This window comes from Ewingella sp. AOP8-B2-18 (assembly GCF_052376015.1).
GTDB lineage: Bacteria > Pseudomonadota > Gammaproteobacteria > Enterobacterales > Enterobacteriaceae > Ewingella > Ewingella allii.
In genome coordinates, this window is record NZ_JBQSVB010000002.1 from 293,185 (window position 1) to 306,048 (window position 12,864).

The 12,864-nt window shown below is 54.4% G+C and carries 11 protein-coding genes; 4 read left to right on the plus strand and 7 right to left on the minus strand.

The window, feature by feature from the left end:
- Nucleotides 1-121 precede the first annotated feature (121 nt).
- Nucleotides 122-1,906, minus strand: coding sequence for an LPS biosynthesis-modulating metalloenzyme YejM (gene yejM / locus ACT3RR_RS05555; protein ID WP_353502733.1), 1,785 nt, complete (start codon nt 1,904-1,906; stop codon nt 122-124).
- Nucleotides 1,907-1,930: 24 nt separating this feature from the next.
- Nucleotides 1,931-2,158 (minus strand): YejL family protein, encoded by a 228-nt coding sequence (locus tag ACT3RR_RS05560; protein ID WP_034791669.1) that lies wholly within the window; start codon nt 2,156-2,158, stop codon nt 1,931-1,933.
- A gap of 262 nt (nt 2,159-2,420) precedes the next feature.
- On the opposite strand from ACT3RR_RS05560, the gene yejK reads away from it, so the two are divergent.
- A complete protein-coding gene (yejK, locus tag ACT3RR_RS05565) occupies nt 2,421-3,425 on the plus strand; it encodes a nucleoid-associated protein YejK (protein ID WP_353502732.1) in 1,005 nt (334 codons plus the stop codon).
- Between the two features lie 220 nt (nt 3,426-3,645).
- Here the strand turns inward: yejK and rplY are convergent, their stop codons facing one another.
- The gene (gene rplY, locus ACT3RR_RS05570) at nt 3,646-3,936 is read right to left on the minus strand and encodes a 50S ribosomal protein L25 (protein WP_353502731.1); all 291 of its coding nucleotides are present in this window, start codon (nt 3,934-3,936) and stop codon (nt 3,646-3,648) included.
- A gap of 137 nt (nt 3,937-4,073) precedes the next feature.
- Nucleotides 4,074-5,837, minus strand: a complete 1,764-nt coding sequence (locus ACT3RR_RS05575; protein ID WP_496199907.1) for a DEAD/DEAH box helicase — start codon at nt 5,835-5,837, stop codon at nt 4,074-4,076.
- A 331-nt stretch (nt 5,838-6,168) separates the two neighbouring features.
- On the opposite strand from ACT3RR_RS05575, the gene rsuA reads away from it, so the two are divergent.
- Nucleotides 6,169-6,876, plus strand: coding sequence for a 16S rRNA pseudouridine(516) synthase RsuA (gene rsuA / locus ACT3RR_RS05580; protein WP_496199908.1), 708 nt, complete (start codon nt 6,169-6,171; stop codon nt 6,874-6,876).
- A 171-nt stretch (nt 6,877-7,047) separates the two neighbouring features.
- Complete coding sequence (locus ACT3RR_RS05585) at nt 7,048-8,256, plus strand: Bcr/CflA family multidrug efflux MFS transporter (protein WP_353502728.1); 1,209 nt, start codon at nt 7,048-7,050, stop codon at nt 8,254-8,256.
- A 52-nt stretch (nt 8,257-8,308) separates the two neighbouring features.
- Here the strand turns inward: ACT3RR_RS05585 and ACT3RR_RS05590 are convergent, their stop codons facing one another.
- From ACT3RR_RS05590 to ACT3RR_RS05600, 3 genes are all read right to left on the minus strand, one after another.
- Complete coding sequence (locus ACT3RR_RS05590; RefSeq protein ID WP_185689685.1) at nt 8,309-9,664, minus strand: MFS transporter; 1,356 nt, start codon at nt 9,662-9,664, stop codon at nt 8,309-8,311.
- Between the two features lie 139 nt (nt 9,665-9,803).
- The gene (locus ACT3RR_RS05595; protein ID WP_496199909.1) at nt 9,804-10,727 is read right to left on the minus strand and encodes a 2-hydroxyacid dehydrogenase; all 924 of its coding nucleotides are present in this window, start codon (nt 10,725-10,727) and stop codon (nt 9,804-9,806) included.
- A gap of 183 nt (nt 10,728-10,910) precedes the next feature.
- Nucleotides 10,911-11,894: a LacI family DNA-binding transcriptional regulator gene (locus ACT3RR_RS05600; protein WP_496199910.1), complete on the minus strand. Its 984-nt coding sequence runs from the start codon at nt 11,892-11,894 to the stop codon at nt 10,911-10,913.
- Between the two features lie 201 nt (nt 11,895-12,095).
- On the opposite strand from ACT3RR_RS05600, the gene idnO reads away from it, so the two are divergent.
- The gene (idnO, locus tag ACT3RR_RS05605) at nt 12,096-12,860 is read left to right on the plus strand and encodes a gluconate 5-dehydrogenase (protein WP_396132447.1); all 765 of its coding nucleotides are present in this window, start codon (nt 12,096-12,098) and stop codon (nt 12,858-12,860) included.
- The last annotated feature ends 4 nt before the right edge of the window (nt 12,861-12,864 follow it).

The following is a 12,864-nucleotide window of genomic DNA, read 5'->3' on the forward strand; positions in this document are numbered from 1 at the left end:
TTATGAACCCGAGCAGTACTCGAAAGCCTCACGTACTTGAGTACGCTGCGGTTTCTCCGCGCTGGCCGTGTCCAAACTGACTGCAACGAAAACGCCTTTTTAGTGTGGAGTCGTCTGAAAACTAATCCGCAATAAAGCGCTTCTCATTGGTCAGAACCTGTAACAGCAGGCCGAGTTCAGGTTTCTGATCTTTGATGCGTTTGCCTTGTTCGTCATAAGCCGTGAAATCACCGTTGCGCTCCAGCAGTAGCGTCTGGGTTGGCGTGGTGATCACCAGCGTGCCGTTATCACTGGTGGAGATCCAGTCATGGCGGCGTTTGGCGGCAAATAGATCTTCACCTTGCGAATAATCCGCTGGCGACGTGGTGACGTGCAGCAGGCGCTGCATCAGGGTGGTCATCACATCTTCATGATCAGTCAGCTTATTAATGGACTGGGCAGGCGTACCCGGCCAGTGAACCACTAATGGCACACGCATCTGGTCGCGGTTCATGGTATTGCCCGAACCCCAGGTGCCATTTTCATTAAATTCAATGCCGTGCGACGCGGTGATCATGACCACGGTTTTATCCAGCTCGCCGCGCTTTTGCAGTTCTTGCAGAATCTCGCCAATGCGCTGATCCACCTCTTTCGCACCTTGCTGATAGCGCTGCATAAACACATTGCCGGTCGGCACGGCGGCATTGCTGCCTTGACGCAGCGCCGTCGAGACGCCGTTCAGATTCACGTAAGAGAACCACGGGCGGCTACCGCGCGCGGCTAACCACTGCTGCCACTGCTGAGCCGTCAGGGTATCGCCCTGCGCCGCTGGGGTCGGCAAGGTGAAGTCGGTCAGCAAAGCCTGACGGTAGAGTGGGCTGTTGAAGCCGTCGGAGGAGAACAGGCCAAACTCGTAGCCCTGTTTCGCCAGCGAGGACATCAGCGCAGAAGGCTTACGCGCGGCAATAATGCCTTCCATATAGGTTGGCGAAATCCCGTAGAACAGGCCAAACAGGCCGCTATCCACGCGATTACCCGAGCTGTAATGCTGGTTGAAACTGACGTTCTGCCGCGCGAAATCGGTCAGCGCGGGCATGTCTTTGACCGTGGTCGAGGCGTGAATACCATCCACCACAATCATCAATAAATTATATTTCGGCCCAGTATCGCGGAAGCTGATGTCATTGAGCGGATACTCAACCGACAGCGCCTCTGGGTTACCTTGTTCAATCAGACGCTGCTGATAAGCCTGTGCGTCCAGCAAGCCGTGCTTCTCGAGGAACTTACGCGCGGTCATTGGGTAGGAGAGCGGCAGGTTTGAACGCTGCATGGTGATTGGGCGATAGAAGTTGGCATCGGCCCAGATATACATCAGGTGCGAGGCAAAGAAGCTGACGATAAACAGCGCCACAATCGGCTTAGCGAAATTGCGACGGTTCAGGCTGCGCAGCTTCTGCCATGCCCACGTGCCAAACAGCATTTCGATCAGGAACAGCACCGGCACGGCAATAAACATTAGCTGCCAGTCGCGGGCCAGCTCGCCTTGACCGGGGTTGACCACCAGTTCCCACACCACAGGATTGATGTGCAGGTGGAAGCGGGTAAAGACTTCGGTGTCGACCAGTAACAGCGTCAGACCGGCGGTGGCTAAAATGGCGGATAAGAAACGCATCAGCCGCTGCGACATCACCACAAAGGTCAGGGGGAAGATGATCAGCAGGTAGGCGGAGAAGCCAATAAAACTGAAATGCCCAAGCCAACTTACCAACGCGTAAATGCGTCCTTCGAGAGAAGAGGGCCAGTCGGAGACAAAGAGGTAGCGGCTGCCGAGTCCAAGACCGAGCAGAATGTTAAATAGGGCGAACCAGTGCCCCCAGCTGATCATCTGGGATACTTTTTCGCGATAGCGCTGACGATTTGTCACCATAAGAGGTTTTGGGCAAATAGTTGATTAATGGGCTTTATCTTCTCTTATTGACGCCTGAAGCGCGCCAGCAAAAGAGCCTGCGATAGCTTTGCGCTGGGTTGGCGCAACGCTGGTATTAATTAAGTTGGTCACCATATTGCCCAACACCATCAACGAGAGGTCGGTGGGCGCGCGGTGTTTTTCCAGTACGGTGGCCAGTTCCGAAAGGATCTGTTCAACGTGTTCGTCACTGTAACGAGATGATTGTGGCATGGATTAATGTGCTCAAAGCCTGACAAAGTGCAATATCTTAACGTATCGTGGCATCAGTTTCCGCATTTTTATAATGTGTTGAACGTTGGGGTATTGATGAGATGTATTTATTTGTGTTTCCAACTTCAAGGCTTTGCGGTTGCAAGCCCTCTATATTAAGTGTTTGAATACCCGCCTCGGCGAAAAAATCATTCCACCAAGCCGCCCCCTTTTCAGATATTTCTACAGCATTTATATAAAGACACTCATTTTAGGAGAAGCCATGAGTCTGGATATCGAGCAGATTGCTCTACACCAGTTGAACAAGCGTGACGAGCAAACGCTGGACGTTGTGCTGCGCGATACGCTGTTAACCCCGAATGCCGCGGTTGAAGAGATGATGGCCGAACTGCATCGCGTGTACAGCGCGAAAAGCAAAGCTTATGGGCTGTTTAATCAGGATAGCGAACTGGCCGAGTCTTTGCGCGCCTGCCGCAAAGGCGATGAGGATTTCCTTGGCTTTAGCCGCGCGGCCACCGGCCGTTTGCGCGATGAACTGGCGAAATATCCTTTTGCCGAAGGTGGCGTGGTGCTGTTCTGCCATTATCGCTTCCTGGCGGTTGAGTATTTACTGATTGCCGTGCTCAACAGCCGCAGCAGTATGCGTGTTAACGAGCAGCTGGACGTCAGCAGCATTCACTATCTCGACATCAACCATGCCGACATTGTCGCGCGAATTGATTTAACCGAGTGGGAAACCAATCCAGAATCCACCCGCTATTTGACCTTCCTGAAAGGCCGCGTGGGTCGTAAAGTTTCCGACTTCTTTATGGATTTCCTCGCTGCGGCAGAAGGCTTGGACACTAAAGCGCAAAACCGTGGCTTATTGCAGGCGGTGGATGACTTCTGTGCAGAAGCCCAGTTGGATAAGAACGAACGCCAAAATGTGCGCCAGCAGGTTTATAGCTACTGCAACGAACAGCTTCAGGCAGGGGAGGAGATCTCCCTCGACGCGCTGTCCGACGAGCTGCCACCCTGGGACGACAAGAAATTTAAAGAGTTTTCCCAAGAGCAGGGTTATCAGCTGGAAGAGACTTTCCCGGCCGATCGCGGCACGCTGCGCCAGTTAACCAAGTTTGCCGGTAGCGGCGGCGGGGTGAGCATCAATTTCGACGCCATGTTGATGGGCGAGCGCATTTTCTGGGACCCAGCCACGGATACTTTGACTATTAAAGGCACACCGCCGAATCTGCGCGACCAGTTGCAACGTCGATCGTCGAGTAAGTAAAAAGTAATACGAACACAGGTATAGCCGAAATAATTGGAGTTGCAGCAAGGCTGCAAGGGAGTCAATCCCGATGAGCTGACGTTGGTCAGTGATTCGGGTTGGCGAGAGCGGCCAACGCAGCGGCAGCTTCAAGTATGAAGGATATAAAAAACGCCGCATTGAGCGGCGTTTTTTATTTGTTCTCGCACGGCGTCCCGATGCGTTACAACTTAGTTAGCGATTAAACGCGAACGAAGTCGATGTGAGCCAGTTTTGGCTTGAACGGGTGACGCTGTACAGCCTGAACTTTAACTTTGGTTTCTTTACCGTCGATAACCAGAGTAATAGCTTCAGAGTAGAACTCCGCTTTAACTTCCATGTTCTTAACAGAATCATGGTCCAGTTTGATGGAAACTGGAGCAGCTGAGCCACCGTAAACGATAGCTGGGAATTTGTTTTCTGTACGCAGGCGGCGGCTCGCACCTTTGCCCTGCTCTGCTTCTGGACGTACTTCTACATTGATAGTGAACATGTATGTTTCTCTATATAAGAATGTTTGCCCCGCCACCTGCGACCGAGTGACGAGTTGAGTATTACAGCTTCCACGCGAGGCGAAAGCGGGCGGCATTATACCGGATTGTCATTAGGACTAAAAGGCCTATCTGGATGTTATCCGCGCAGCTCATTGGCCCGCCGATAGCGCCCCTGATAATCGAAGACTTTTTCGCGAATTTGCCAGAACTGGCCTTTCATCCGCGCTACCACAAAGTCGGGATGACGCAGTAATACCTGCTGGGCCACCACGTCTGCGGCGGTTTGCCACTCAAGCGGCACTCCCGGCGCACGCTGATGTGGTCGCAGAAAATTGTGCAAAAACGCCATGCGCTGGGCGGGTGTGCTTAAACGAAAACGCTCGGAGACGTCGGCACCGTCTTCATCGTAATAGGTGATTTTCAGCCATTCGCCTTTCTCATCGCGACCGTTTTCCAGATTCATGCCGCCGCAGCGCAGCACCAACGCATCTTTCAGGCGCAGTGCGGCTTTCAGCATGTCGTCCGGGTCGACCAGAATCTCCTGACACTGGTGACAGCGGCGCGCCGCGATGTCATTTTCTGCGCCGCAGTGCGGGCAACTTTTGAAGCGGAAGCGGAAATCGCACTGTTCTCGCTCCCCCTCGTCATCTTCTAACACGCCCTGACAGCGGCGGCCAAAGTGCTCGATAACCGTGCCGTCCTCGGTAGTTTTCCCCCAGAAAATGTTGGCGAAACCGCAGGCAGGGCAGAAGACCTGCACCGGCTTGTTGTCGCTGCCCGGCTTATGGCTGCCCACTTCAGGGGTGAAAATGTCGTGCGGGTTTCCGGCGTAATCCAAAATCAGGCAGTCGGTTTTGCCCGGAGAGAGTCGCAGGCCGCGGCCGACAATCTGCTGATACAAACTGACAGACTCTGTGGGGCGCAGAATGGCAATAAGGTCCACGTGCGGCGCGTCGAAGCCGGTGGTCAGCACCGAAACATTGACCAAAAAACGCAGCTGCTGCTGTTTGAATTGGTTGATCAGCCGGTCGCGCTCCACGGCGGGCGTCTGGGCGCTGATCAGCGCGGCTTGCCCGGCGGGCAGCAGGCCGTAGATTTCGCCCGCGTGTTCGACCGTCGAGGCAAAAATCATCACGCCTTTACGTTCGGCGGCGAACTCGACAATTTGGCTGATGATATGCGGCGTAATGCGTTTCTGCTGGCGCAGCTCGTCATTGAGATCCGCCTCGCTAAACAGGCCGTTACTGTTGGCTTGCAGGCGGCTGAAATCGTAGCTGACCACCGGCATGTCCAGCCGCTCCGGCGGCACCAGAAAGCCGTTCTTAATCATGTAGCGCAGCGGCAATTCATAAATGCAGTCGCGGAACAGGCTGTCGGCGTCGCCGCGCACCATGCCCTGATGGTGATACTGGTAAATCCAGCCTTTACCCAGCCGATAAGGCGTGGCGGTCAGGCCCAGCAGGCGCAGGCGCGGGTTATTGCTGCGCAAATGATGAATAATTTGCTGATACTGGCTGTTTTCATCGTCAGAAATTCGGTGGCATTCGTCGATGATCAACAGGGAAAATTCGCCGCCGAAGGCCGCCAGATTGGGCGCTACCGACTGCACGCTGCCAAACACCACTTTGCCGCTGCTCTGTTTGATATTCAGCCCGGCGGCGAAAATGTCCGCTTCCATCCCGTAGGAGAGATATTTTGCGTGGTTTTGCGCCACCAGCTCTTTGACGTGCGCCAGCACCAACACGCGACCGCGCGCAACCCGCGCCAACTCGGCGATCACCAGACTTTTTCCCGCGCCGGTGGGTAAGACAATCACCGCCGGTTCGTCATGTTGGCGAAAATGACGCAGCGTGGCGTCAACGGCATCTTGTTGGTAGGGGCGAAGTGTAAAAGCAGTCACGTTAATCCACACAGGTTAGTACTGTAAATAAAGCCAGTTATGGAGTATGCCAACTTTTGGCATTGATGGCGATTATCTCTGCGTGCCGTCTTTTTGTTTCTCATTCATAAGGTTCTATGATGATGCGGCAAGCACGGCTATACTGAATGTTCACATCGGCAGCCCGGCTGCCCCCGCGTAATTCTGGTCACGCTCTGCGGTGACTAACGCTTTGCAAAGATACGTACCGAATAACTCTCAACCCCGTCAGCGGCCTTTTGGTAGCGGCGGGGTGTTGTATTTTATCAGTAGAGCGGCCCGCGAGGTCGCCAAGAAAGGTTAGGCAGATTCAATGCGTCTCGATAAATTTTTAGCCCAGCAGCTGGGTGTAAGCCGCGCAATCGCGCTGCGCGAACTTCGTAACAAACGCGTGACCGTGGACGGCGAGATCGTCAAAACCGGCTCGCTAAAGCTGGACCCCCAGCAGCGCGTCGAATTCGACGGCAACGTGCTTGAGCAGATCACCGGTCCTCGCTACTTCATGCTCAACAAGCCGCAGGGCTATGTGTGCTCAACCGATGACCCCGATCACCCGACGGTGCTCTACTTCCTCGAAGAGCCGGTGGCCTACAAGCTGCATGCCGCAGGGCGTCTGGATATTGATACCACAGGTCTGGTCTTAATGACCGACGACGGCCAGTGGTCGCACCGCATTACCTCTCCGAAACATCATTGCGAGAAAACCTATCTGGTGACCCTCGAACAGCCGCTGGCCGAGGATACCGCCGCGCAGTTCACCGTCGGTGTGCAATTGCACAACGAAGAGTCGCTGACCAAGCCAGCCGTGCTGGAGCAGTTGGAAGAGTGCGTCGTGCGCCTGACCATCAGCGAAGGCCGCTATCATCAGGTAAAACGCATGTTTGCCGCCGTGGGTAACCGCGTGGTGGAACTGCACCGCGAACGCATTGGCGACATCGTGTTGGATGAAGATCTGGAGCCGGGCGAATACCGTCCATTAACAGAAGCAGAGATAGCCAGCGTAGACGTTCCTGGCCGATAAACCCGTCATCCTTCGCGCTGCAACGGCGTTGGCTGCCCTTGCTCACCCCGGTCACTTACTGATGTAAGCTCCCGGGGATTCACTCGGTTGCCGCCTTGTTGCAACACGAATGATTTAGGGTTTGGCTCTGATAATTAATGATTTTTATGTCGTGAAAAGGAGCAGGTGAACGTGGAAGAGAAACGGGTATCCCATGTGGGTTTGATCTTCATTTTGGGATTGCTGTCGATGTTGATGCCGCTGGCTATCGACATGTATTTGCCAAGTATGCCTGTCATTGCCAAAGAGTTTGGCGTGCCCGCGGGCAGTGTGCAAATGACCCTCAGCGCCTACACGCTGGGCTTTGCCGTTGGGCAGCTTTTCTACGGTCCGATGGCAGACAGCCTTGGCCGCAAGCCGGTTATCTTCTGGGGCGTGCTGGTCTTCGCATTAGCGGCAGCGGCCTGCGCAATGGCGCAGTCGATTGAGCAACTGGTCCACATGCGTTTCCTGCACGGCCTGTCGGCTGCGGCGGCGAGCGTGGTGATCAACGCTCTGATGCGCGACATGTTCACCAAAGACGAGTTCTCCCGAATGATGTCTTTCGTGGTGCTGGTGATGACTGTCGCTCCGCTGCTGGCGCCTATGCTGGGTGGCTTGCTGATGGTGGTGTTTAGCTGGCACGCGATTTTCTGGGCGATGGCGATTGCCGCGCTGATCGCCGCGACGCTGGTGGGGGTCTATATCAAAGAGACGCTGCCGGTTGAGCGTCGGCAGAAATTCCGCCTGCGCACCAGCCTCGGCAACTTCGCCTCGCTGTTCCGTCACAAGCGCGTGCTGAGCTATATGCTGGCGAGCGGCTTCTCCTTCGCCGGGATGTTCTCCTTCCTTAGCGCCGGGCCTTTTGTCTATATCGAGCTGAACGGCGTTTCTCCACAGAACTTTGGTTTCTACTTCGCCTTAAACGTGGTGGCGCTGGTGATCCTGACGGTGATCAACGGCCGCTATGTTCGCCGCAAAGGGGCGGAGTGGATGTTCCGCTTTGGGCTGATGGTGCAGTTCGTGATGGGGCTGTGGCTGGTGATTGTGTGCATCTTCAATCTGCCATTCTGGACGCTGGTTATCGGCGTGGCGGGGTATGTCGGGGTTATCGCCATGGTCACGTCGAATGCGATGGCGGTGATTATGGATGATTTCCCTCACATGGCGGGCACGGCGGCCTCTCTGGCGGGAACCCTGCGTTTCGGCACCGGGGCGTTAATCACCGCGCTGCTGGCGATGGTGCCTGCGCACAGCGCCTGGCCGATGACCATCAGTATGGCGTTCTGCGTGGCTATCGCCATGATGCTGTACTTATATGCAAGTCGGCCGCTAAAAGCGGCCGTGGCGAAAGAGTCTTAAGTCACTTCCTCTGGCTCCCTACCAATCTAGGGCAGGGAGCCAACTCCTCGTTTTATCCTGCAATCTGCGCATTCACGCTCTGGCTTTTACGCGAGGCTTTGGCCCGCGCGTAGTCATCCGCCATCGCCTTGGCGCGAGCGCCGGGAACCAGCGCCATATCGCACTCTTTCGGCAGCGTCATGGTCACCAGCGCCGCAATCAGCAGTGAGGCAACCAGCGCGTAAATCGCCGTGCTTTGACCATACAGGCCCACCAGCACGCCCACCAGATAAGGGCCGCAGAAGCCGCCGAGATTACCCAGACCGTTGATCACGCCGCGCGCGCTGCCCGCCACTTCTGGCGTGGTGACCTTGCTCGGGATGGTCCAGAAGGCGCTGGTGGCGGCCTGCAGGAAGAACCCGCTGCCGACCAAGAACCCGTAGGAAACCCAGATATTGCCGCTAGCCATCACCGACGCGGCCAGACAGGCGGCGAAGCCACACAGAGGCAGCACAATAAACAGGCGGCGTTTGCCGGTTTTGTCGGAGAATACCGACATGGTCAAAATACCCAGCATGGTGCAGACGTAAGGGATGATTGCCAGCATGCCCACCGAGCTCATGTCGCCGCCGGTCAGGTTTTTCAAGATGGTTGGCAACCACAGGGTGTAGCCGTAAATCCCGCTCTGGTAGAAGAAGTTAATGATGATCAGTTTGCGAATCGAGCCGTTGAGGAACACCTCTTTCAGCGGCGCGCGCTGCACCGGGGCCAAGGCGCGCAGGGCTTCGCGCTCGCGATTCAGCTCTGTCACCAGATAATCGCGTTCGCGCTCGGACAGCCATTTGGCTTCTTCCGGGCGGTCACTGATGGTGAACCACCAGAACAGCATTACCGCCAGCGACAGACCACCTTCGATGATAAACAACCAGCGCCAGTCGAGGGCGTCAATAATCAGGCCGGAGAGCGGGGCGGTGATCATGCCGCCGAGCGGGGCGAACATCAGCACATAGGCGTTTGCGCGCCCGCGCTCTTTGTCCGGGAACCAGTTGCTGACCATGGTCAGGACCACCGGCAGCATCCCACCTTCGGAGACACCCAGCGCGAAGCGCAGGAACAGCAGTTGATATTGGTTGGTGACCATGCCGGTCAGCACAGAAATTACCGCCCAGGCCACCAGTGACCAGGCAATAAATTTACGGCCGCTGCCGTGAACCGCAATGCTGCCGCCGGGCACCTGTAAGAACAGATAACCAATGAAGAAAATACCTGCCGCAAGACCGGCCATCGAGGCGGTAATACCTAATTCAGCATCCATGCCGCCGGGCATCGCAAAACTAATATTCACCCGGTCCATAAAGGAGATAATACAGGCGATTAATATTGGTGTGATGACGCGTAACCAACGGGCTTTAGGGATTTTATTATCCATCGTTAACACCTCGGTTATACAGGGAATCTCTACCGGTGATTTACATCACCGGCAAAGGGTCCATCAGTTCTTATATAAAGCGCTTTTAATAACGCCTTTTTTAAGGTCTTGGGGAGTGACGGAAGTACTTGGTTTAGTTTTAATCCAAACGTTTATGTAAGTTGCTCAGGACTTTTTCACTCATTGCCTGACGCGTTTCGTGGGTTGCGCTGCCCAAATGCGGCTGTAATACCACATTGTTCATGGCAATTAATTCCTGTGGAACTTGAGGTTCTTCGGCAAATACGTCCAAACCCGCCCCAGCGATTTGTTTATCTTTTAATGCCTGAATTAAATCGCCTTGGTTAATCACGCTGCCGCGAGAAATATTGATCACCAGCGCACTGTTTGGCAGGGCGTTAAATACCGATTTATCGATAATTCCGGCTGATTTTGGCCCACCAGAAACGGCGATAATTAACACATCGCTTTCGGCTGCCAGCTGCTTAACGTCCGGGTAGAAGGTGTAAGGTAACTCGGGCTTTTTGTGGTTGCTGGCGTAAGCCACGGTCATGTCGAAGCCCAGCGCGCGGCGGGCAATGGCTTGACCAATCTGACCCATACCGAAAATCCCCACCCGTTTGCCGCTGACTTTGCTGGATAATGGGAAACCGCCGTTTTGCCATTTACCCTCGCGGACAAATTGGTCGGCCTGACAAATATTGCGCGAAGTGGCGAGTAATAATGCCAAAGCCATATCGGCGACGTCGTCGGTTAATACCCCTTCGGTAATGTCGACGTGGATATTTTTATCGGCGGTATAGTCTAAATCAATGGCATCGGTGCCGACGCCAAATACCGAAATAACCTTTAAGTCCGGCAGTAATTCCAGCACGCTATTTTTTGCGCCGAAATCCCCGCGCGTGACTAAGCCGACAATGCCTTTCCCTTTATTCGCCAGAAATGAGTGCGGATCATCCTGTTCAAAATATTTCTCAACTGAAAACTGTTGTTCCAGTTTTTCAGTCAGGCTGTCCATTACCGGAGCCAGAATTAATACCCGCGCTTTATTCAGTGAAGTCATGTCAGTTACCTGCTGCTATTCGGATTATCTTTAAAGTGACACTGCACTTCTCAGTTGATGCCCTAATAAAAGCATTTTCAGGAAACTATTTTGTGACTGAGGTCACGTTGGATCATGTTAAAAAAGGATGTTACTGGTAACGTGATCTGGGTTCCTCCCCGGCGAGGGGAGGATAAAGGGGAGTTAAATGGTGCCGCCGAGGGAGATGCGGTAATGCAGGTCGACGCGTTCAATAGTCGGCAGGTTTTTGATTTTTTTCAGTAATATCTCCGCTGCCACTTTGCCCATTTCAAAACGCGGGGTGATCACACTCGCCAGCAGCGGGGTGGTGGCGAGGCCAATATCCAGACCGTGGAAGCCGGAAATTGCCATCTGCTCGGGGATTTTGATCCCCTGTTTCAGGCACTCTTGTAACACGCCCACCGCGATATCATCGTTGGTACATAACACCGCGTTAACCTCAGGGTAGAGCTGCTGCGCCAGCGCTAACATGCCCGCGCCAATTGACACCGATGACACCCGGTTCGGCGTGATGTGCATTGGCTCCAGCCCGTGTTCTTGCATCGCCAAGCTGTAACCCTGATAGCGCTTTTTATCACGCGCGTCGGACATCGAGCCGAAATAGACCACCTGCTGCTTGCCGCTGGCCAGCAGGGTGTTCGCCATATCATACCCGGCCTTAAAGTTGTCGAAACCCACCGCGATACGGCCATGAGTGTCATCAAGGTCCATCACCTGCGCGATAGGAATGGCGGCGGCATTCAGGTATTTATCAGCTTTCAGGGTGTGAACGGAGTCAGTCAGAATCAGCCCCGCCAGCTGGTAGGTCAGCAGATTGATAATATGCTCTTCTTCCCGTTCTTTGCTGTACTCATAGTTCACTACCAGCGTCTGATAGCCCTGCTGCGAAGTGACAGATTCGATGCCTACCAGCAAATCGGAGAAAATCTGATTATTAAAAGAGGGCACCAGAATGCCAATGCGTGGCGTTTTTTGCGGTCGTTCGACATCTTCCAGCGGGTAGCCCACCTCTTCCATGACTTTAGCAATGCGATCGCGCGTCTCGGGCGACACCTTCTCAGGGGTACGCAAAAAACGGCTGACGGTCATTTTGGTTACATCGGCGAGTAACGCGATATCTTGCAAGGTGACGCGCTGGTTTCTCATCCGTGCAGGGTCCTGTAAGAAGAAAGAAGCATGATTATGCAGGAAACATGTTAGCAAAATGATAGCGATCACGCTTGTGGTAACAGAGTTTGTTAACACGGAGCACAGTGATCTGCGTCACAGTTTGCCCGCCGATAAACCGTTTAAGTGTGACATATCGAATTCCTCACTTTTACAGCTTATTTTTAGACGGACGCCATCATGACAAACCTGTTCTCCCTCGATAATAAAAGAATTCTGGTCACCGGCTCAACGCGCGGTATTGGCTTCCTGCTGGCGAAAGGGCTGGCGCAGCACGGCGCAGAAATTATCGTCAACGGCACCTCGCAAGACACCACCGAAAAGGCGGCCGAGGCGCTGCGCGGCGAAGGTTTTATTGCTCACGCCATCTCGTTTGACGTCACCAACAGCAAAGCGGTGAACGCCGCTATTGACCAGATTGAAAGTGAAATCGGCCCGATTGACGTTTTGGTTAACAACGCCGGTATCCAGCGCCGCCACAAATTTACCGAATTCCCTGAGAAAGATTGGGACGACATCGTGGCGGTTAACCAAAAATCCGTGTTTCTGGTGTCACAGGCCGTGGCGCGTTACATGGTGAAACGCGAACGCGGCAAAATCATCAACATTGGCTCAATGCAGAGTGAACTTGGCCGCGACACCATCACTCCTTACGCCGCGTCGAAAGGGGCGGTGAAGATGTTGACCCGCGGCATGTGCGTCGAGCTGGCCCGCTACAATATTCAGGTCAACGGCATCGCGCCGGGCTACTTCAAAACCGATATGACCCAGGCGCTGGTGGATAACAAAGAGTTTTCCGACTGGCTGTGCAAACGCACGCCGGCCGCCCGCTGGGGCAACCCGGAAGAGCTGATCGGCGGCGCGGTATATCTGTCCTCCAAGGCCTCCGATTTCGTCAATGGGCATCTACTCTTTATTGATGGCGGCATGCTCGCAGCCGTATAGGAGA